We start from the raw sequence: 20594 nt of genomic DNA, 5'->3' as shown, positions 1-20594 counted from the left end.
CGTGTCGGCGTGCTGGAGCGATTTCTTCGTCACACCCTATTGACTTCGAAACTTGAATGAATAGTCTCTGCAACGTTGCTTTTACCTTCAGGTGGTGGTTGACGGCTTAGTAGCCTCCGCTGGAAGGGTCAGCCGTCCCCCCACGTCCGGCAGCGCTGCCGGACGGGCGTCAGGAGTTCACGTTGTCCACCACCGTGCAGGCACAGGGAGCCGAGGGCCGCAAGGCCCAGCCGGATCACCTCGGCCACGTCATCTTCATCACCGCAGCCGCCGCGATGGGCGGCTTTCTCTTCGGCTACGACAGCTCGGTGATCAACGGAGCGGTCGAAGCCATCCGCGGCAAGTACGACATCGGCTCCGCGGCCCTCGCCCAGGTCGTGGCCATCGCCCTGATCGGCTCGGCCATCGGCGCCGCCACCGCGGGCCGGATAGCCGACCGGATCGGCCGGATCCGCGTCATGCAGATCGCCGCCGCCCTCTTCACGATCAGCGCGGTCGGCTCGGCGCTGCCCTTCTCGCTGTGGGACCTGGCCTTCTGGCGGGTGCTCGGCGGTGTCGGCATCGGCATGGCCTCGGTGATCGGCCCGGCCTACATCGCCGAGGTCGCCCCGCCCGCCTACCGCGGCCGGCTCGCCTCGTTCCAGCAGGCCGCGATCGTCGTCGGCATCGCCGTCTCCCAGCTCGTCAACTGGGGCATCCTCAACCTCGCCGATGGCGACCAGCGCGGGCAGATCGCCGGTCTGGAGGCCTGGCAGTGGATGCTCGGCGTCATGATCGTCCCGGCCGTCCTCTACGGGCTGCTGTCCTTCGCCATCCCCGAGTCGCCCCGCTTCCTGATCTCCGTCGGCCGCACCGCCCAGGCCAAGCAGGTCCTGGAGGAGGTCGAGGGCAAGGCCGTGGACCTCGATGTGCGGGTCGCCGAGATCGACCAGGCCATGCGCAGTGAGGAGAAGTCGACCTTCAAGGACCTCCTCGGCGGCCGGTTCGGTCTGCTGCCCATCGTCTGGATCGGCATCGGGCTCTCGGTCTTCCAGCAGCTCGTCGGCATCAACGTGGCGTTCTACTACTCCTCGACGCTGTGGCAGTCCGTCGGCGTCGACCCGAGCAGCTCGTTCTTCTACTCCTTCACCACGTCGATCATCAACATCCTCGGCACCGTGATCGCGATGATCTTCGTCGACCGGATCGGCCGCAAGCCGCTCGCGCTCATCGGCTCCGTGGGCATGGCCGTCTCCCTCGGGCTGGTGGCCTGGGCCTTCTCGGCGCACCTGGTGGACGGCAAGCTGCCGCACACGGAGGGCGTCCTGGCGCTGATCGCGGCCCACGCCTTCGTGCTCTTCTTCGCCCTCTCGTGGGGTGTGGTGGTCTGGGTCCTGCTCGGCGAGATGTTCCCGAACAAGATCCGCGCCGCCGCCCTCGGTGTCGCCGCCTCCGCCCAGTGGATCGCCAACTGGGCCATCACCGCCAGCTTCCCGAGCCTTTCGGACTGGAACCTGTCGGGTACGTACGTCATGTACACGGCCTTCGCCCTGCTCTCGATCCCGTTCATCCTCAAGTGGGTGCCGGAGACCAAGGGCAAGGCGTTGGAGGAGATGGGCTAAATCCCCCCGCCGCCCACTCCTCGTACAGGAGAACTGCCCCGCCTCAGTCCTTGAGGCGGGGCAGCACTCGTTCCGCGAACAGCCGCAGGGACCGCCAGCCCTCCTCGACCGGCATCCCGCCGCACAGCGGATGGAGCACCAGACTCGCCATCTCGCCGCCCTCCTGCGCGAACGCCAGGCACTCCTCCGGGGTGACGATGCGGTAGACGCCCTCACGGCGCAGCGCCGCCACGTCATCGGCCCGTGAACGCACCGCCGAGCGCACCGTGCCCTGCTGCCAGGACGCGTACCGGCGCGCCTCGTACAGCAAATGGGTGCCGTACTCCTCCCAGGCCCGTTCCGGGTCCTCCGACAGATGCAGCAGCGGGGTGACCGCCGGGGGCATCAGACACCACCCCTCGGTGCCGTACTCCTCCCGCCGCGCGTGGTAGTACGCCTCCAGCTCCGGCAGATGCGCGCTGGGGAAGAACGGCAGGCCCAGGCGCGCCGCGCGGCGGGCCGCCGCCTGGGAACTGCCGCCGATCAGCAGCGGCGGATGCGGCCGGGTGTACGGGCGCGGGGTGATCCGGACGGTGCGGCCCCGGTGCTCGAAGGGCTCGCCCGTCCAGGCCGCGAGCAGCGTCTCCAGCGCCTCGTCCTGGAGCGCGCCGCGCCGCTTCCAGTCCGTGCCCAGGGCCGCGTACTCCTCCGGCCGGTAGCCGATCCCCGCCACCGTGATCAGCCGCCCGCCGCTGGCCAGGTCCAGCACGGCGAGGTCCTCGGCGAGCCGCAGCGGGTCGTACAGCGGCGCGATCAGCGCCGAGACGGTGACGGTGATCTGGCGGGTGGCGCCCAGCAGCGTGCCCGCGAAGGCCAGCGGGGCGGGCAGCCAGTTGTCGGGGGACCCGTGGTGCTCCTCGGTCTGGAGGGTGGAGACGCCCCGCTCATCGGCGAAGGCCGCCATCTCCAGGGCGGCGCGGTACCGCTCGGACAGGCCGCGCGGGGTCGCGTCGGGATCGACGAGGTTGAGGCGTACGACCGTGACGGGCATGGCGGATGTCCTCCTTCGTCATGGGGCGCGGCAGCCGGACGGTAGCTGACGGACCGTCAAATCACCACCGTCATGGCCCGTTCGGCCCACCGCACGGGCACGGCCGGGGCGGATGACTCATGCGCCTGGGACGCGGGGCGGCCGATGGTGGGGGCCGGCCCGCCCCATGGGCCGCAGCCCGCATACGCCAACTGAGGAGGGGCGCGTGACGATCAGCACGGGGGAATCGCTCATCACCGCGGCCGACATCGACGACCTCATCACCCGGGTCCGGCAGACCGCCGGCGACCCCGGGCCCCTGGAATCCGCCAAGGCCACGCTGTTCTCCGGCAACGGCAACGGCGACGGCACCGGCACCGGCCCTGGTCCCGATCCCGACCTCGACCCCGAAGCCGCGCGGCTCATCCGGCAGCGGCTCCTGGTGACCGCCCTCCGCCACGGGGGCGCGCTGCTGGCCAAGCTGCTCAGCAGGCTCAGCCCCCGCGAGACCGCGATGGTGCGCCGCTACGCCCACCGGCTCGCGAACTTCCTCGACACGCTGGAGGTCTGGGCGGCGCAGCCCGTCATGCTCGCCCTGATGCGCTTCGGACTGCCTTACGGAGAGGCGGAGACGATCGCGGTGGCCGTAATTCTGCTCGTGGGGTGAGCGCCGACACCGGCGCCGCCGATGGAAACGGGGGTGCTAGGAGGTCACCGGTTCGGGTGGGCCGGGGCATCCGCGCACTTCGCGGCCGTGGTGGCGGGTAGTGCTCGGGGCGAGACACAAGGAGAACGACCATGCGCCCTACCCGAATCCGCGCGGCGATCGCCCTCGGCCTGAGCGCCGGGGCCGTCATGTGGACCGCGGCCGCCTCCCCCGCCACCGCCTCCTCCTCCCTCGCCGCCACGTCCGCCGACACCGACTGGCGGGAGGCGGGGCACTACGACACCACCGCGGCCTGCAAGCGCGCGGGCAAGGACGGTGTAGAACGGCACAAGTGGGGCGAGTACAAGTGCCGCCCCGGCCGTAACGACAACTACGTCACGCTGTGGGTCAGAGGCGGCGGCTCCGGCGCGGCGCGCGCCCTGACCGCCGGGCCGGCCGCCGGCTGAGATGCGACAGGCCGCGCTGCCGAAGGACCGCGCCGTGTGCGCCGCGGGCGGGGTCTCGGCGCTGATCGTGGTGGTCCTGGCCGGATGGGTGGCCGGGCTGCTGCGGGTCAACGACGAGTGGCTCGCGCTCGCCTACCCCCACCCCCGGGGCGCCACCGTGCTGACCAGGGTCGCCGTGGGCGTCCCGGTGCTGGGCGTCGGCGTGCTGCTGCTCGCCGAGCGCTCGGCCCGGCGCTACGGCGGCGTCCTGCTGGTGGCCGGCGGCCTGTGGCTGCTGCCCTCGGCCGCCGCCGGACTGCTGGGCCTGGCCGACCTGGGCACCACGGGCGCCGTGCTGTCCCTGCTGCTCGCCGCCGCCAAGATGGCCTGCCGCCCGCTGACCGTCCTGCTGCTGCCGCTGTGGCTGTTTCCGCGGGGCGGGCGCCGGCGGTGGCAGTGGTGGGTGATGAGCCTGGGCGCGTCCGGCTACTGGCTGGGGTACGCGGGGCTGTGGCTGATCAGCGAGCCACGGGTGGGCTCCGTGGCCAACCCCGCGTTCTCCACCGCGAGCGGCCAGTGGGCCTTCGACCACCTCGACGCCTACGCCGAGGCCGAACCCTGGGTGCTGCGCAGCGTCGCGGCGGCGGTGACCGCCGCCCTGTGCTGCCGCGCCGCCGTCTCGCGCGGCGCCGAGCGGCGCGACTGGGCGCTGCTGGCCGCCGCCTACCCCGCCTGCGTCTCGCTCCTGCTGTCCCAGTGGGGCGAGGGCGTGCCCACCATCGTGGCCCGTACGGTCGGCAGCGCCGTATGGGCCGCCGCGATCTGCCTCGGCGTCGCCCGTACCGGCATATGGCGGCTGGACCGCTCCACCAGCCACCGCCTCGCCCGCGCCTTCGTGCTCACCTCACTGGCCGCCGTGGTGGTCTGCGCGGTCGTCGCCGTCCAGGCCGGACTCCCCTCCGTACGCAGCGGGGCCACGACCGTCACCGCCGGATGCGCCCTGGTGCTGGGCTGGGGGCTGCGGCCGAGCGCCCGCCAGCTCACCCTCTGCGTCGAGCGCGCCTTCTACGGGCCCCGGGCCCGCCCGCACGAAGCCGTGAGCGCCCTCGCCGTACGGCTGCAACAGGCCCCGCACCCGGGCGAGGTGCCCCAGCAGATCTGCCGCAGCGCCGTGGAGGACCTCGGCGTCTCGGGCGCCGCCGTCAGCGTCGACACCCGCGCCGGGCCCCGGCGGCTGGCCGCCGCGGGGGCCCCGCTGACCGGCGCGGTCCAGACGTATCCGCTGCGCCACCACGGCCGCACCGTCGGCCGGTTGGAGGTCTCCCGCGACGGCTCCGGCACCCCGGCCGAACGCGACAGCGGACTGCTCTCCCTCCTCGCCGACCAGGCCGCCCCCGCGCTCGCCGCGCTGCGCCTGGCCGAGGAGGCCCAGGCCGCCCGCGAGCGCTTGGTGCTCGCCCGCGAACAGGAGCGCCGCCGGCTGCGCCGGGAGATCCACGACGGACTCGGCCCCCAACTGGCCGCCGTAAGGCTGCGCCTGGACATCGCGCAGACCTCGTGCCCGCCCGGCCACCCCGCCACCCCGCAGCTGTGCGAGGCCGCCGAGACGCTCGCCGAAGCCCTGGTCGAGGTCCGGCGGATCACCGCGGGCCTCGCCCCGGCCGCGCTGGCCGAGCGCGGACTGGCCGGTGCGGTCCGCGACCTGGCGCACCGGCTGGGAGTCGACGGCCTGCGGGTCAGCGTGGCCAGCCGCCCCGCCGCACTGCCCCCGCTGTCGCCCGGCGTGGAGACGGCCGCGTACCGGATCGCGGCGGAGTCGCTGACCAACGCCGTACGGCACGCCCGGGCACGCCAGGTGAGCGTCGAGCTGACCGCGGGCCCGGACACCCTCGAGGTCAAGGTCACCGACGACGGCAGCGGCCTGCGCGAGACCGCGGTGCCCGGTGTCGGCCTCGCCTCGGTCACCGAACGGGCCGAGGAGATCGGCGGCTCCTGCTCGGTGACCGGATCGGCCACCGGCACGGTGGTCCACGCGGTGCTGCCCCTGGCCGGACCGGGCGAACACGGCAACCCGGAGGAGCGCCGGAAGCCCACGGGCCACGAGGCGTGCCGGGCCCTCCTCAAGACCAGCAGACCGATGAGCCGGGCGCCGTAAGGCTTCCGGTGGCTGGGGTCTTCCGGCCGGGCGCCGTAAAGCTTCCGATGGCTGGGGTCTTCCGGCTGGGGGTACCTCCCAGCGGTAGCTGGGGGAGAACCGAGCCTCAAAAAAGAAAGGTGCGAGCGAAGCGTGTCGCAGTGGCGGGTACTGCTGGTGGACGATCATCCCCTCTTCCGGGAGGGCCTGGCCGCCGCCGTCAATCTCGATGACGCGTTCACCGTCGTCGGCCAGGCTGCCTGCGCGGACGGGGCGATGGCCGAGGCCGTGCGCACCGGTCCGGATCTGGTGATGATGGATCTCGCGCTGCCGGGCCGGTCCGGGCTGGAGGCCACCCGGCGGATTCTGTGCGACCACCCCGAGACCCGGGTGCTGGTCATGACGATGTCCGAGGACGACGACAGTCTGCTGGCCGCCCTGCGCGCCGGGGCCCGCGGCTATCTGCTCAAGGGCGCGGGCCGGGACGAGATCCTGCGGGCGCTGCACACCGTGGCGCGCGGCGGCGCGGTCTTCAGCCCGCGGATGGCCGAGCGGCTCGGCGCGCTGGTCGGCGCGTCGGGCTCGGCGTCCGCGAAGGAGGCGTTCCCGACGCTGACCGCCCGGGAGCTCGAGGTGCTGGATCTGCTCGCGGCCGGGCTCGGCTATCGCCAGATCGCCCAGCGGCTGGTGGTGACGGACAAGACGGTGCGCAATCACGTCGGATCGATCTTCGCCAAGCTCCAGGTGCGCGACCGAGCCCAGGCGATCGTGCGCGCCCGGCAGGCCGGGCTGGGAGGCGAATGACTCGCTCCGCCTCGTGGCTGATACTGGGTGGCGTTATGGAATACCTCATCCTTGCCGTAGTCATCGCTGTGGTCGCGGTCGCCGCGATCAGCGGGCTCGTGATCAGCGGCCGCAAGAAGAAGCGGCTGCCCCCGCCCCCGCCGAGCAGCCCCACCGTCACCGCGCCGCCCGCCGAACCGCACGTCGGTGAGGAGGCCGAAACCCCGCGTGAGGAACCACGCAGAACCATCGAGGAGGTGGATCTTCCGGGGGCCGAGGCCCCGGCCGCGACCGCGGAGGCACCCGCGCCCGAGGTCCCGCCGGTCGAGGTCCCGGAGCCGACGGCCGGTCGGCTGGTCCGGCTGCGCGCCCGGCTGTCCCGCTCCCAGAACACCCTGGGCAAGGGGCTGCTGACGCTGCTGTCCCGGGAGCACCTCGACGACGAGACCTGGGAGGAGATCGAGGACACGCTGCTGACCGCGGACGTCGGTGTGGCGCCGACCCAGGAGCTGGTCGAACGGCTGCGGGAGCGGGTGAAGGTGCTCGGCACCCGTACGCCCGACGAGCTGCGCGGTCTGCTGCGCGAGGAGCTGCTGCACCTCATCGGCACCGAGGCCGACCGTTCGGTGCACACCGAGAGCGGTGTGGGCGCGAACGGTGAGGAGAAGCCGGGCGTCGTCATGGTCGTCGGCGTCAATGGCACCGGTAAGACGACCACGACCGGCAAGCTGGCCCGGGTGCTCGTGGCCGACGGCAAGTCCGTGGTGCTCGGCGCGGCCGACACCTTCCGTGCCGCCGCCGCCGATCAGCTGCAGACCTGGGGCGAGCGGGTCGGTGCCCGTACGGTCCGGGGGCCGGAGGCCGGGGATCCGGCGTCGGTCGCGTTCGACGCGGTGAAGGAGGGCATCGCCGAGAGCGCGGATGTCGTCCTGATCGACACCGCCGGGCGGCTGCACACCAAGACCGGTCTGATGGACGAGCTGGGCAAGGTCAAGCGGGTCGTGGAGAAGCACGGCGCGGTGGACGAGGTGCTGCTGGTCCTGGACGCCACGACCGGGCAGAACGGCCTGGTGCAGGCGCGGGTGTTCGCCGAGGTGGTGGACATCACCGGCATCGTGCTGACCAAGCTGGACGGCACCGCCAAGGGCGGCATCGTGGTGGCGGTCCAGCGTGAGCTGAACGTCCCGGTCAAGCTGGTGGGCCTGGGCGAGGGCGCGGACGATCTCGCGCCGTTCGAGCCGGAGGCGTTCGTCGACGCGCTGATCGGCGGCTGAGGCCGGTGGTGGGGGGATCACCCGTAGCGTGCCGGACGGGCCGGGGTTGAATTCCCGGCCCGTCCGGCGTTTCGCGTAACGGGCGGCCCTGCGGCCCTGCGGCCCGGCAGCCCGGCGGGGTCAGCCCCCGGCCCGGTGGCTCAGATAGGCCAGCGTCCCCAGCACCAGCCGGGCGTGCGGCGGGCGGCCCGCGGTGTCGAGGGTCGGCGGGCGCAGCCAGCGGACCGGTCCCAGCCCGCCGAGGTCCGAGGGCGGGGCGGTGATGTGGTCGCCCGGGCCCAGGCAGCGCAGATCGAGGTCGGCGTCGTCCCACCCCATGCGGTACAGCAGCTCGGGCAGTTCGGCGGCGGCGCCCGGGGCGACGAAGAACTGGGCGCGCCCGTGCGGGGTGGCGGCCACCGGGCCGAGGGGCAGCCCCATCCGCTCCAGCCGGACCAGCGCGTGTCCGCCCGCGTACTCCGAGACCTCCAGGACGTCGAACGAGCGGCCCACGGGCAGCAGTACGGCCGCCCCGGGGACCCGCTCCCACGCGGCCGCGGCGGCGTCCAGGGTGGCGCCCGCCGGGACGCCGGGGGCGAAGGCGAGCGGATGCGCGCCGGGGGACGGGCAGGCCCGGTCACCGCATGAACATTCGTTTCTGCCGCCCCCCGAGCCCCGTGCCGCCCGCGCGCCCGGCACCACGTCCCAGCCCCACAGACCGGTGTACTCCGCCACCGTCGTGGACTCGGACGTACGGCCGCGGCGCCGTGAGCCGGACCGCATGTCCCGGATGCCGCCGATCGTGAAGCCCATGCCCCCTCCAACGGGTCCCGCTCTCGATGGTTACGAGTCGGAGCGCCGCGATGACGCTCCGTCGCCGGATGAGGTGCGGCGGTGTGCGCTCCGATGTGACGGAGGTGGTGAGACGCGACCCGCGCGCCCCCATGTGCACCCCTTCACCTGTTCCCGTCACCTCGGTGTCAAGTGAATCGTGGGAAACGGCAACCGGGTTCATTCGAAGGGGTGGCGAATGGTGGCGTTTTCGGGAACTGCCTCGCCGGAGGCGTGATCGTAGGATTACTTTCAGTGCACAGTCCCTGGAAGCGGCGCTCGCTCGAATGCGAGCTGACGGCGGGCGGAGTACGGATCGGTACATGCCACTGGCATGAGGCGGTTCCCCGTCCGGACGGTTGATGCGCCGCATCCCGGGGACAACTGACCGTGACAGAAGGCATTCTGGTGGCGGTCCGGGAAGATTCGTGGGATGGGGGCGTTCCGGGTGGGCGACGGCGGCGGCGGTGCTGGGAAGCGCCCCAATGCGCAATTGGGGTCGTGGTTCGTGCGCAGCGGCTGGTCGAAGGGGGAGCTGGCGCGCCAAGTCAACCGCAGAGCACGGCAGTTAGGTGCCCATCACATCAGCACGGACACCTCGCGGGTGCGCCGCTGGCTGGACGGCGAGCAGCCCCGCGAGCCGATTCCGCAGATCCTCTCCGAGCTGTTCTCCGAGCGCTTCGGCTGTGTGGTCGGCATCGAGGACCTCGGGCTGCGCGCCGTCCACCGGTCACCGTCCGTGTCCGGAGTGGACCTTCCCTGGGCCGGGCCCGAAACCGTCGCGCTGATCGGCGAGTTCTCCCGCAGCGATCTGATGCTGGCCCGCCGCGGCTTCCTCGGCACCTCGCTCTCGCTGTCCGCGGGCCCCGCCCTCATCGAGCCCATGCAGCGCTGGCTGGTGCCCTCGACGGGCGGGCAGCCCGGCGGCGCCCGGGCGGCCGACGGCGGGCGCGCGCGCCGGGTCTCCCGGCTCTCCGAGCCCGAGCTGGAGCTGCTGGAGTCCACCATCGTGATGTTCCGCGCCTGGGACGCCCAGTGCGGGGGCGGGCTGCGCCGCAAGGCGGTGGTCGGCCAGCTGCACGAGGTCACCGACCTGCTCCAGGAGCCGCATCCGGACGCGGTCTCCCGGCGGCTGTTCAAGGTCGCGGGCGAGCTCGCCCAGCTGGCCGGGTGGATGAGCTATGACATCGGGCTCCAGCCCACCGCGCAGAAGTACTTCGTGCTCGCCCTCCACGCCGCCAAGGAGTCCGGCGACCGCCCCCTCGGCTCGTACGTCCTCTCCAGCATGAGCCGTCAGATGATCCACGTCGGGCGGCCCGACGACGCGCTGGAGCTGATCCACCTCGCGCAGTACGGCAGCCGGGAGAACGCCACGCCGCGCACCCAGGCCATGCTGTATGCGATGGAGGCCCGCGCCTACGCCAATATGGGCCAGCCCAGCAAGTGCCACCGCGCGGTGAAGATGGCCGAGGACACCTTCGCCGAATGCGCCGGGGGCGACGGCGACCCGGACTGGATCCGCTTCTTCTCCGAGGCCGAGCTCAACGCGGAGAACGCCCACTCCTACCGCGATCTCGCCTATGTGGCCGGCCGCAGCCCCACCTACGCCAAGATGGCCGACCCGGTGATGCGCAAGGCCGTGCGGCTCTTCGGCCAGGAGACCGAGAACGAGTCCGGCCCCCAGCGTTCGTATGCGCTCAACCTGATCGGCATGGCCACCGTCCACCTCCTCCAGAAGGAGCCCGAGCAGGCCGCCGAGGCCGCCCACGAGGCGCTGCCGCTCGCCAAGCGGGTGCGCTCGGAGCGGGTCAACAACCGGCTGCGCAAGACCGTGGACACGGCGGTGCGCCAGTTCGGCGACGTGCCGGCGATCACCGAACTCAGTGAGCGGCTGGCCACCCTGATGCCCGACACCCCCGAGACGACGGGTCCCGGCCAGGCCGTCTGAGCGGCCCCGGCGATGATCGCGACACGGTAACGGCGGGCTCCGGCCCGCCCACCGCGGTTCACCGCCACGTAACACTCCGGCGTCCTTCGTCACTGCGGTGAAACATCGAGCGGCATTGGCTGAAACGGCGCTGCGCCAACCTCGAGGCGATTACCGGCCCACCGATGTCCTGCCCGCACGGGCCGTCGTTTCGAGGAGACGTCCACATTGAATGGCGCAAATACAGCGTTCGTCTTGATCAGCGCCGCGCTCGTGATGCTGATGACCCCCGGCCTGGCCTTCTTCTACGGCGGCATGGTGCGGGTGAAGAGCGCCCTGAACATGCTGATGATGTCCTTCATCTCGCTCGGTGTCGTCTCGCTGCTGTGGGTGCTGTTCGGCTACTCGCTCACCTTCGGCGATGACGTCGGCGGCGGGCTGCTGGGCAATCTCGACCACATCGGCTTCAAGGGCATCGAGCCGACCTCGCTGTGGGGCGAGAAGCCGGACGCGATCCCGGTCCTGGCCTTCGCGCTCTTCCAGCTGATGTTCGCGGTGATCACCCCCGCGCTGATCAGCGGAGCCGTCGCCGACCGCGTCAAGTTCGGCGCCTGGACGCTCTTCATCACCGTGTGGTCCACGGTCGTCTACTTCCCGGTCGCGCACTGGGTCTGGCAGGCCGACGGCTGGCTGTTCAAGAAGGAGGTCATCGACTTCGCGGGCGGTACGGCGGTCCACATCAACGCGGGCGCCGCGGGCCTCGCCGTGGCCCTGGTGGTCGGCAAGCGCATCGGCTTCAAGAAGGACCCGATGCGCCCGCACAACCTGCCGCTGGTGATGCTCGGCTCGGGTCTGCTGTGGTTCGGCTGGTTCGGCTTCAACGCCGGCTCCGCCCTCGCCGCCAACGGGACCGCCGCCAACATGGCCTTCAACACCCAGATCGCCACCGGTGTCGCCATGCTCGGCTGGCTCGCCTACGAGCGCATCCGGCACGGCGCGTTCACCACCCTGGGCGCCGCCTCCGGCGCGGTCGCGGGCCTGGTCGCCATCACCCCCTCGGGCGCGGCGGTCAACGCCTGGGGCGCCATCGTGATCGGCCTGGTGGCCGGCGTGGTCTGCTCCTGGGCCGTCAGCCTCAAGTACAAGCTCGGCTTCGACGACTCGCTCGACGTGGTCGGAGTGCACCTGGTCGGCGGCCTCATCGGCACCCTCCTGGTCGGCGTCCTGGCCACCGACGGCGTCGGCGGCGTGAGCCAGCTGGGCAAGCAGGCCCTCGGCGCCTTCACGGTACTGCTCTACTCCTTCGCCGTCTCCTGGGTCCTGGCCAAGCTCATCGACGTCACCATCGGCTTCCGGGCCAGCGAGGACGACGAACTCGGCGGCGTCGACCAGGCGTTCCACGCCGAGACCGCCTACGACTTCAGCGCGGTCGGTGGCTCCCCCCGTAGTACGGTGCCCGCCGCGGGCCAGTCCGGCGCGTCCGCGCCGCAGAAGCCGCACGACAAGAAGGTGGACGCGTGAAGCTCATCACCGCAGTAGTGAAGCCGCACCGGCTCGACGAGATCAAGGAGGCGCTGCAGGCGTTCGGCGTCCAGGGCCTGACCGTCACCGAGGCCAGCGGCTACGGCCGTCAGCGCGGCCACACCGAGGTCTACCGGGGCGCGGAGTACACCGTCGACCTGGTGCCCAAGGTGCGCATAGAGGTCCTGGTCGAGGACGAGGACGCCGACGACCTCGTCGACGTCGTGGTCAAGGCCGCCCGCACCGGAAAGATCGGGGACGGCAAGGTCTGGAGCGTCCCCGTCGAGACCGCGGTCCGCGTCCGCACCGGGGAGCGCGGCCCGGACGCCCTCTGACCCCTCCGGACCACCAGTGGCACACGGACAGGGAGCCGAGTTGACGGACAGCCTCGAGACCACGACCCACACCGCCGACTCGGGGCCCGGCGGCTACGCGGCGGCGCGGCTGCGACTCCTCCAGGAGGAGTCGCGGTCCGGGCCGCCGCGCCGCGCCGCCCTGGCCGACCTCACCGACCAGTGGCTGGCCACGCTGCTCACCGGCGGGGCGGAGACCGCCGGGATCGAGCGGGGCGTCGCCCTGGTGGCCGTCGGCGGCTACGGACGCGGCGAGCTCTCCCCGCGCAGCGACCTCGATGTGCTGCTGCTGCACGACGGCTCCGCCGACCGTTCGGCCCTCGCCGCGCTCGCCGACCACATCTGGTACCCGGTCTGGGACATGGGCCTCGCCCTCGACCACTCCGTGCGCACCCCCGACGAGGCCCGCGGGACCGCCGCCGAGGACCTGAAGGTCCAGCTCGGCCTGCTCGACGCCCGCCACATCGCGGGCGATGCCGCGCTCACCGCCGATCTGCGCACCGCCGTCCTCGGCGACTGGCGCGCCCAGGCCCCGCGGCGGCTGCCCGAGCTCCACGCGCTGTGCCAGGAGCGCGCCGAACGCCACGGAGAGCTCCAGTTCCTGCTCGAACCCGATCTGAAGGAGGCCCGCGGCGGGCTCCGCGACGCCACCGCGCTGCGCGCCATCGCCGCCTCCTGGCTCGCCGACGCCCCCCGCGAGGGCCTCGACGAGGCGCGGCGGCGGCTGCTGGACGCCCGCGACGCGCTCCACCTGTCCACCGGCCGCGCCACCGACCGCCTCGCCCTCCAGGAGCAGGACCAGGTCGCGGGCGTCCTCGGACTGCTGGACGCCGACGCCCTGCTGCGCCAGATCTACGAATCCGCCCGGATCATCTCCTACGCCTCCGATGTCACCTGGCGCGAGGTCGAACGGGTGCTGCGCGCCCGCTCGGCCGCCCGGCCCCGGCTGCGCGGCCTCCTCGGCGGGCGCGGCGGGCGCGGGGGTGCCGGAGGCGGCGCGGACGCGGGGGAGCGCAGCCCGCTCGCCGAGGGCGTGGTGGAGCAGGACGGCGAGGTGGTGCTGGCCCGCGCCGCGCGCCCCGACCGCGACCCCGTGCTCCCCCTGCGGGCCGCCGCGGCCGCCGCCCAGGCCGGACTCCCGCTGTCCCCGCACGCCGTAAGGCGGCTGACGACCGCCGCCCGGCCGCTGCCCGTGCCGTGGCCGCCCGAGGCCAGGGAGCAGCTGATCACGCTGCTGGGCGCGGGCGAGTCCACCGTCGGGGTGTGGGAGGCCCTGGAGGCCGAGGGGCTGATCACCCGGCTGCTGCCGGACTGGGAGCGGGTGCGCTGCCGTCCGCAGCGCAACCCCGTCCACCGCTGGACCGTGGACCGGCACCTGGTCGAGACCGCGGTCCGGGCCAGCGCCCTCAGCCGCCGGGTCGGCCGCCCCGATCTGCTGCTGGTCGCCGCGCTGCTGCACGACATCGGCAAGGGCTGGCCCGGCGACCACTCGGTGGCCGGGGAAACCATCGCCCGCGACGTCGCCGCCCGCATCGGCTTCGACCGCGCGGACGTCGCGGTCCTCGCCACCCTCGTGCGCCACCATCTGCTGCTGGTGGAGACCGCCACCCGGCGCGACCTGGACGACCCGGCCACGGTGCGCTCGGTCGCCGAGGCCGTCGGCAGCGCCTCCACGCTGGAACTGCTGCACGCCCTCACCGAGGCCGACGCCCTCGCCACCGGCCCCGCGGCCTGGAGCGCCTGGCGCGGCTCCCTCGTCGCCGACCTGGTCAAGCGGGTCTCGGCGGTGCTCGCGGGCGAACCCGCGGACGACTGGTCCACCCCACAGCAGACCACGGCCGAGCAGGAGCGCCTCGCGGTCGAGGCATGGCGCACCGGCGGCCCGGTGCTGGCCCTGCACGCACGCTCCGAATCACTGCCGCCGGGCGAAACGGGCCTCCTTACGGATGCCACCGAAGCGCCGCCGGAGGAGGGGGCCACCGGCCCCGAGCCGATCGGCGTGGAGCTCCTCATCGCCGTCCCCGACCAGCCCGGCGTCCTCGCCACGGCGGCCGGCGTCCTGGCCCTGCACCGCCTTACGGTGCGCGCGGCGGACCTGCGCGCCGTCGCGCTGCCGTCCGAGCTGGACGCGGCGGGCGCCGTGGGCGGGGTGTTGCTGCTGAGCTGGCGGGTGGCGGCCGAGTACGGTTCGCTGCCGCAGGCCGCCCGGCTCCGGAACGACCTGCTCCGCGCCTTGGACGGCTCGCTCGACATCGTCGCCCGCCTCGCCGAGCGCGAGGCCGCCTACCGCAAGTACCCGCGCCGCCGCGGGGTGCACGCCCCACCACCCCGGGTCACGGTCGCCCCCGGCAGCTCCCAGCTCGCCACCGTGCTCGAGGTCCGCGCCCAGGACGCCCCCGGCCTGCTGCACCGCATCGGCCGCGCCCTGGAACACGCCGGCGTCGCGGTCCGCAGCGCCCACGTCTCCACCCTCGGCGCCAACGCGGTGGACGCGTTCTATGTCACAGACGACTCAGGCGCCCCCCTGAAACCCATGCACGCGGCCGAGGTGGCCCAAAACGTCGAGCGAGCACTGACCAGCCCGCCCCCTCCCAGCCCCTCCGACCCTTGACGAGCGGGGCTCATGTCCAGCCCCTCCGGCGTTTGGGGAGCGGGGTCCGTGTTCAGCCCCTCCGGCGTTTGAGGAGTGGGTCGGGGAGGGTCTGAGCCTTGCTCGGGTCGCCGTCGCCCGTGGGGGCGGATCGGCCCCCCTCCCAGCCCCTCCGGCGCTTGAGGAGCGGGGTCCGGGGCGGAGCCCCGGCGGGGGCACGGGGGCGGAGCCCCCGGAACGAGCGTCGCGTCGCAAACCCGGGGGCAGACCGTTCGCACGACGGGCGGATACCCTTGGAGGCCGACCACCGACCCGACATCCGACCGAAGGATTCGCGACCACCGTGTTCGATACCCTCTCCGATCGCCTCGCAGCGACTTTCAAGAACCTCCGGGGCAAGGGACGCCTCAGCGAGGCGGACATCGACGCCACGGCACGCGAGATCCGGATCGCCCTGCTCGAAGCCGACGTGGCGCTGCCCGTCGTCCGGGCGTTCATCAAGCAGGTCAAGGAGCGCAGCCTCGGCGCGGAGGTCTCCCAGGCGCTCAACCCCGCCCAGCAGGTCATCAAGATCGTCAACGAGGAGCTCATCGGCATCCTCGGCGGCGACGCCCGGCGCCTCCGCTTCGCCAAGCAGCCGCCGACCGTGATCATGCTCGCGGGTCTGCAGGGCGCCGGTAAGACCACGCTCGCCGGAAAGCTCGGCCGCTGGCTGAACGCCCAGGGCCACACCCCGCTGCTCGTCGCCTGTGACCTCCAGCGCCCCAACGCCGTCAACCAGCTCTCGGTGGTCGCGGAGCGGGCCGGTGTCGCCGTCTTCGCCCCCGAGCCGGGCAACGGCGTCGGCGACCCGGTGAAGGTGGCGCAGGACTCGATCGAGTTCGCCCGGACCAAGCAGCACGACGTCGTGATCGTCGACACCGCGGGCCGCCTCGGCATCGACGAGGAGCTGATGCGGCAGGCCGCCGACATCCGCGACGCGGTCCGCCCGGACGAGGTCCTCTTCGTCGTCGACGCGATGATCGGCCAGGACGCGGTGAACACCGCGGAGGCGTTCCGCGACGGCGTCGGCTTCGACGGTGTGGTGCTCTCCAAGCTCGACGGCGACGCGCGCGGCGGTGCCGCGCTGTCCATCGCGCACGTCACCGGCCGTCAGATCATGTTCGCCTCCAACGGCGAGAAGCTGGACGACTTCGACGCGTTCCACCCGGACCGCATGGCGTCCCGCATCCTCGGCATGGGCGACATGCTCAGCCTGATCGAGAAGGCCGAGCAGACCTTCAGCCAGCAAGAGGCCGAGAAGATGGCGGCCAAGCTGGCGAAGGGCCCCAAGGAGTTCACGCTCGACGACTTCCTGGCGCAGATGGAGCAGGTCCGCAAGATGGGCTCCATCTCCAAGTTGCTCGGCATGCTGCCGGGCATGGGCCAGATGAAGGACCAGATCAACAACCTGGACGAGCGGGATGTCGACCGCACCGCGGCCATCATCAAGTCGATGACCCCCGGCGAGCGCCAGGACCCCACGATCATCAACGGCTCGCGCCGCGCTCGTATCGCCCGCGGCTCCGGCGTCGAGGTGAGCGCGGTCAAGAACCTGGTGGAGCGGTTCTTCGACGCGCGCAAGATGATGTCGAAGATGGCCCAGGGCGGCATGCCGGGGATGCCCGGGATGCCGGGCATGCCAGGCATGGGCGGCGGCAACAAGCGCAAGGGCAAGCAGCAGAAGAAGGCCAAGGGCAAGCAGCGCTCGGGCAACCCCATGAAGCGCAAGGCCGAGGAGCAGGCCGCCGCGGCGCGCCGCGAGCAGGGCGGCGCGTTCGGACTGCCGGGCGGCGGCCAGGGCGGACAGGACTTCGAACTCCCCGACGAATTCAAGAAGTTCATGGGCTGAGCCACCCAGGCTCCCGCCCCGGCCCCCAAGCCGCCCCGTACGAACGAACCGTAAGGCCCCTGCGCACACCGCCAGGGGCCTTACCTGACGGCCCCGTTCAGGCGCGGCAGATCAAATAACGGAAGACGTTCGGCATCCACACCGTGCCGTCCGCCCGCTGGTGCGGATGCAGCGCCTCGGTGATCTCCTTACGGACCTGGGTCGGATCCGTGGCCCGCTCCGCCGCGTCGAACAGCCTCGTCGACAGCAGCCCGCGCACCGCGCTGTCCATGTCGGCGTACCCGAACGGGCAGGCCACCCGCCCCGAGCCGTCGGGTCGCAGGCCCGCCCGCGCGGCCAGCTCCTCCAGGTCGTCGCGGCCGCACGGCCGCCAGCGCGTGGGAGGGGGCACCTCCCGGCGGTAGCCGGGGGCGCACATGGGATCGGCCAGCCGGGCGCCCACCCGCAGCACGTCGGAGGTGGCGCAGCGCTCCGGTGGGCCCCATCCGGCAAGCACCACGGCCCCGTCGCGCTCGGTGTCGGCCGCGGCGGCCGCGAGCGCGGACGCCGCGGCGGACACCGTCGCACCGGGGCTGCCCGCGCCCAGGGCCGACAGCGGCTCGAAGGCGGTCACCACCGTGAAGGCCGCGTCCGTCGCGGCCTCCCGCACGCAGGGGCTCTCCGGGCCGCCGAGGCCGAGCCGGGCGGGCCGCGCCCGGCCGTCCGGCGCGCCCGCGGCGGTCAGCCGCTCCCGTGCGAGGTCCAGGCGCCGCTCGTCCGTGTCCACCCCGCAGACCGCGGCGCCGCGCGCGGCCGCGATGAGGAGGGCGAGCCCGGAGCCGCAGCCCAGGCCCAGCAGTCGCGTCCCGGCGCCGACGTCCAGCCGTTCGTACACGGCCTCGTACAGCGGGACCAGCATCCGCTCCTGGATCTCCGCCCAGTCGCGGGTGCGAGCGTGCGCGTCCGTCGTCCACGAGGAGGAGGGGCGCGGGCGGTGCCGCCGTACGAGCGTAGATGTCATCGAAAGGGCCCCAATCAGCGAAGAGCAGTGCCGTCGTCAGATTCGGTGTCACATCCCCCGTCGTGCGTTGTGACGTCCCACCCCCAAATGCCAGGGAACTCCGCATCCGTCCCCGCGTCCAGAGGTTTCACGGCCGTGCTTGCGTGCCCCCTTTGTGCGCCCCCGCACACCTGTGCGTACGCCTCGCTCCCGGAACCGCCCCCTGACCTCCGCCGGGCCGCCGGGCGGCCGCGGGCGTGGCGCGGGCGATGGCCGGCACTGATCGGCTCGTTTCGGTCCGATTCACGGTTCCGTACCCCCGGGCCGTACGATCGGCGCCATGGCTAAGGCTCCCGTGCTCACCCCCCAGGCGGAGGACTTCCCCCGCTGGTACCAGGACGTGATCAACAAGGCCGAACTGGCCGACAACGGCCCGGTGCGCGGCACGATGGTGATCCGACCGTACGGGTACGGGCTGTGGGAGCGGATGCAGCAGGACATGGACGCCCGCATCAAGGCGGTCGGCGTCCAGAACGCGTACTTCCCGCTCTTCATCCCGCAGTCGTATCTGGCCAAGGAGGCCGATCACGTCGAGGGGTTCGCGCCGGAGCTCGCGGTCGTCACCCATGGCGGCGGTAAGGAGCTCGAGGAGCCGGTGGTCGTCCGGCCCACCTCCGAGACGATCGTCAACGAGTACTTCTCCAAGTGGGTGCAGAGCTACCGCGATCTGCCGCTGCTGATCAACCAGTGGGCCAATGTGGTGCGTTGGGAACTGCGGCCGCGGCTGTTTCTGCGGACGACCGAGTTCCTGTGGCAGGAGGGCCACACCGCGCACGCGTCGTACGAGGACGCCCGGGACTTCGCCGCCCGGATCCACCGCGAGGTCTACGCCCGGTTCATGGAGGACGTCCTGGCGATGGACGTGGTCCTGGGCCGCAAGACCGCCCGGGAGCGGTTCGCCGGCGCCCTCAACACCCTCACCCTCGAAGGGATGATGGGCGACGGCAAGGCGCTCCAGCTGGGCACCAGCCATGAGCTGGGCCAGAACTTCGCCCGGGCCTTCCACACCAGCTATCTGTCCAAGGACGGCGAGCAGGAGCTGGTCTGGCAGACCTCCTGGGGCAGCACGACCCGGATGGTCGGCGCGCTGGTGATGATGCACGGCGACGACAACGGCCTGCGGATCCCGCCGCGACTGGCCCCGATCCAGGTCGTGGTGCTGGCGATCAAGGGCGACGACGCGGTGCTCGCCAAGGTCCGCGAGATCGGCGAGCTGCTCACCGCGGCGGGCGTGCGGGTCCATGTCGACGACCGTACGGACACCCCCTTCGGCCGGCGCGCGGTCGACTGGGAGCTCAAGGGCGTGCCGGTCCGGGTCGAGGTGGGCCCGCGCGACCTGGAGGGCGGCACCGCGATGGTGGCCAGGCGGATCCCCGGCGGCAAGGAGCCGGTGCGCGCCGAGCTGCTGCCGGAGCTGCTGCCCAAGGTCCTGGAGGAGGACCAGGCGCTGCTGCTACGGCAGGCCCGTGAGCGCCGTAAGGCGCGCACCACGGACGTGACCACCATGGAGGAGGCGGCCGAGGCCGCGGCCGCGGGCGGCTGGGCCCGCATCCGGTGGGCGGACCTGGGGCCGGAGGGCGAGGCGGCGCTCGCCGAGCGGTCGGTGTCCGTGCGGTGTCTGGTCACCGCGGACGGGGCGGTACCGGACGCCGACGACGCTCCCGGTAACGTCGCGTTCGTCGCGAGAGCCTACTGACCTCGCGAGGGCTGACGTCCGTCCCGAGGGCCTACTGAACCGGTACGTACCGGCTTGGTGCACGGTGCGTGGCTCGTCCATACATTTACGCACCCGCCCCTCGTCGTCGTACATCACCGTGAACTGACTGGTACGTGCAAATTATTTGGGATGCCCCGGAATCGGAACACCGGACCCGTCCCGCTCGTTAGCACGACGTGAGCACGACACCACCTGTTCTCGCCGCAGAGCTGGCGCAGGCGTGGGCCGATATTCAACGGCACCACCCCGAGCTGCCGGATCTCGCCGCGCCCGAATCGCTGATCGGAGAATCGTCGTCCGCATGTGGCGCCGAGCTCTCCTTCGAACGGCTGCTGCATGAGGCAGTGCATGGGATCGCCGCTGCCCGCGGTGTCCGTGACACCTCACGCGCCGGCCGCTACCACAACCGCCGGTTCCTGGCGATCGCCGAGGAGCTGGGGCTCGACCACCCCGAGGAGCCGCATCCCAGCAGCGGCTTCTCGCTGGTCACCCTCAGCCCCGAGGCGAGAAAGCGGTACCGGACGACGATCGACCGCCTCCAGCGCGCGCTCAAGGCGCACACCGTGGCGACCACCGCCGAGACCTCCCGCACCTTCCGCGGGCCCGCCGCGCGGCACGGCTCGTCCGGTGGCGGGGTCCGGGTCAAGGCGGTGTGCGACTGCGGGCGCAATGTCCGCGTCGTCCCGTCGGTGCTGGCCCAGGCGCCGATCGTGTGCGGTGGATGCGGGAAGCCGTTCCGCATTCCGGAGCCGGTGGCCGCGGTCGGCTGACCTGTCACGGTGTGGCAGAATGGTCTGCTGTACTCGACAGCCGACCAGGACCCCTCTCTCCTCCGGCTGACGCGTCCATCGGG

The 20594-nt window shown here is 72.6% G+C and carries 16 protein-coding genes; 13 read left to right on the top strand and 3 right to left on the bottom strand.

Annotated features, from left to right (window positions below; translation table 11 throughout):
* Positions 1-182 precede the first annotated feature (182 nt).
* The gene (locus IEJ02_RS38830) at positions 183-1601 is read left to right on the top strand and encodes a sugar porter family MFS transporter (RefSeq protein ID WP_191069086.1); all 1419 of its coding nucleotides are present in this window, start codon (positions 183-185) and stop codon (positions 1599-1601) included.
* Between the two features lie 43 nt (positions 1602-1644).
* Here the strand turns inward: IEJ02_RS38830 and IEJ02_RS38825 are convergent, their stop codons facing one another.
* The gene (locus IEJ02_RS38825) at positions 1645-2631 is read right to left on the bottom strand and encodes an LLM class flavin-dependent oxidoreductase (RefSeq protein WP_191069085.1); all 987 of its coding nucleotides are present in this window, start codon (positions 2629-2631) and stop codon (positions 1645-1647) included.
* Positions 2632-2836: 205 nt separating this feature from the next.
* On the opposite strand from IEJ02_RS38825, the gene IEJ02_RS38820 reads away from it, so the two are divergent.
* The 5 genes from IEJ02_RS38820 (at position 2837) to ftsY (ending at position 7893) form a co-directional block, all read left to right on the top strand.
* Complete coding sequence (locus IEJ02_RS38820) at positions 2837-3277, top strand: YqxI family protein (protein WP_191069084.1); 441 nt, start codon at positions 2837-2839, stop codon at positions 3275-3277.
* A gap of 131 nt (positions 3278-3408) precedes the next feature.
* Entirely contained in the window at positions 3409-3723 is a 315-nt protein-coding gene (locus tag IEJ02_RS38815) for a hypothetical protein (protein ID WP_137979758.1), read from the top strand.
* 1 nt (position 3724) lies between these two features.
* Positions 3725-5857 carry a sensor histidine kinase gene (locus IEJ02_RS38810; protein WP_223865172.1) on the top strand — a complete coding sequence of 711 codons (2133 nt, stop codon included), beginning with the start codon at positions 3725-3727 and terminating at the stop codon, positions 5855-5857.
* Between the two features lie 132 nt (positions 5858-5989).
* Complete coding sequence (locus tag IEJ02_RS38805; RefSeq protein ID WP_191069083.1) at positions 5990-6640, top strand: response regulator; 651 nt, start codon at positions 5990-5992, stop codon at positions 6638-6640.
* Positions 6641-6675: 35 nt separating this feature from the next.
* Positions 6676-7893, top strand: coding sequence for a signal recognition particle-docking protein FtsY (gene ftsY / locus IEJ02_RS38800; protein ID WP_191069082.1), 1218 nt, complete (start codon positions 6676-6678; stop codon positions 7891-7893).
* 120 nt (positions 7894-8013) lie between these two features.
* Here ftsY and IEJ02_RS38795 read toward each other — a convergent pair whose 3' ends face one another.
* Positions 8014-8685 carry a bifunctional DNA primase/polymerase gene (locus IEJ02_RS38795; protein ID WP_191069081.1) on the bottom strand — a complete coding sequence of 224 codons (672 nt, stop codon included), beginning with the start codon at positions 8683-8685 and terminating at the stop codon, positions 8014-8016.
* 451 nt (positions 8686-9136) lie between these two features.
* Here IEJ02_RS38795 and nsdA point away from each other — a divergent pair, with 451 nt between their 5' ends.
* The 5 genes from nsdA to ffh all read left to right on the top strand — a co-directional run bounded on the left by nsdA (position 9137) and on the right by ffh (position 16985).
* Positions 9137-10651 carry a transcriptional repressor NsdA gene (gene nsdA / locus IEJ02_RS38790; protein ID WP_191069080.1) on the top strand — a complete coding sequence of 505 codons (1515 nt, stop codon included), beginning with the start codon at positions 9137-9139 and terminating at the stop codon, positions 10649-10651.
* 207 nt (positions 10652-10858) lie between these two features.
* Complete coding sequence (locus tag IEJ02_RS38785; protein ID WP_191069079.1) at positions 10859-12151, top strand: ammonium transporter; 1293 nt, start codon at positions 10859-10861, stop codon at positions 12149-12151.
* Positions 12148-12486 carry a P-II family nitrogen regulator gene (locus tag IEJ02_RS38780; RefSeq protein WP_014055184.1) on the top strand — a complete coding sequence of 113 codons (339 nt, stop codon included), beginning with the start codon at positions 12148-12150 and terminating at the stop codon, positions 12484-12486. Before IEJ02_RS38785 ends, IEJ02_RS38780 begins: the two co-directional genes overlap by 4 nt.
* Before the next feature lie 40 nt (positions 12487-12526).
* Entirely contained in the window at positions 12527-15115 is a 2589-nt protein-coding gene (locus IEJ02_RS38775; protein WP_191069078.1) for a [protein-PII] uridylyltransferase, read from the top strand.
* Between the two features lie 322 nt (positions 15116-15437).
* Positions 15438-16985 (top strand): signal recognition particle protein, encoded by a 1548-nt coding sequence (ffh, locus tag IEJ02_RS38770; RefSeq protein ID WP_191069077.1) that lies wholly within the window; start codon positions 15438-15440, stop codon positions 16983-16985.
* A gap of 97 nt (positions 16986-17082) precedes the next feature.
* Here the strand turns inward: ffh and IEJ02_RS38765 are convergent, their stop codons facing one another.
* Entirely contained in the window at positions 17083-17985 is a 903-nt protein-coding gene (locus tag IEJ02_RS38765) for a methyltransferase domain-containing protein (protein WP_191069076.1), read from the bottom strand.
* A 319-nt stretch (positions 17986-18304) separates the two neighbouring features.
* On the opposite strand from IEJ02_RS38765, the gene proS reads away from it, so the two are divergent.
* Entirely contained in the window at positions 18305-19720 is a 1416-nt protein-coding gene (gene proS / locus IEJ02_RS38760; protein WP_137979762.1) for a proline--tRNA ligase, read from the top strand.
* Between the two features lie 197 nt (positions 19721-19917).
* Positions 19918-20511, top strand: coding sequence for a hypothetical protein (locus IEJ02_RS38755; protein ID WP_137979763.1), 594 nt, complete (start codon positions 19918-19920; stop codon positions 20509-20511).
* Positions 20512-20594 lie beyond the last annotated feature (83 nt).

The organism is Streptomyces sp. 5-10 (assembly GCF_014712245.1).
Lineage (GTDB): Bacteria > Actinomycetota > Actinomycetes > Streptomycetales > Streptomycetaceae > Streptomyces > Streptomyces violaceusniger.
This window is presented reverse-complemented; position numbering and strand designations above follow the sequence as displayed.

Excerpts from the sequence above, each read along its gene's own strand:
- IEJ02_RS38825 (WP_191069085.1), bottom strand. The coding sequence starts at position 2,631 with ATGCCCGTCACGGTCGTACGCCTCAACCTCGTCGATCCCGACGCGACC.
- IEJ02_RS38815 (WP_137979758.1), top strand. The coding sequence starts at position 3,409 with ATGCGCCCTACCCGAATCCGCGCGGCGATCGCCCTCGGCCTGAGCGCC.
- IEJ02_RS38810 (WP_223865172.1), top strand. The coding sequence starts at position 3,725 with ATGCGACAGGCCGCGCTGCCGAAGGACCGCGCCGTGTGCGCCGCGGGC.
- ftsY (WP_191069082.1), top strand. The coding sequence starts at position 6,676 with ATGGAATACCTCATCCTTGCCGTAGTCATCGCTGTGGTCGCGGTCGCC.
- IEJ02_RS38795 (WP_191069081.1), bottom strand. The coding sequence starts at position 8,685 with ATGGGCTTCACGATCGGCGGCATCCGGGACATGCGGTCCGGCTCACGG.
- nsdA (WP_191069080.1), top strand. The coding sequence starts at position 9,137 with ATGGGGGCGTTCCGGGTGGGCGACGGCGGCGGCGGTGCTGGGAAGCGC.
- IEJ02_RS38765 (WP_191069076.1), bottom strand. The coding sequence starts at position 17,985 with ATGACATCTACGCTCGTACGGCGGCACCGCCCGCGCCCCTCCTCCTCG.
- proS (WP_137979762.1), top strand. The coding sequence starts at position 18,305 with ATGGCTAAGGCTCCCGTGCTCACCCCCCAGGCGGAGGACTTCCCCCGC.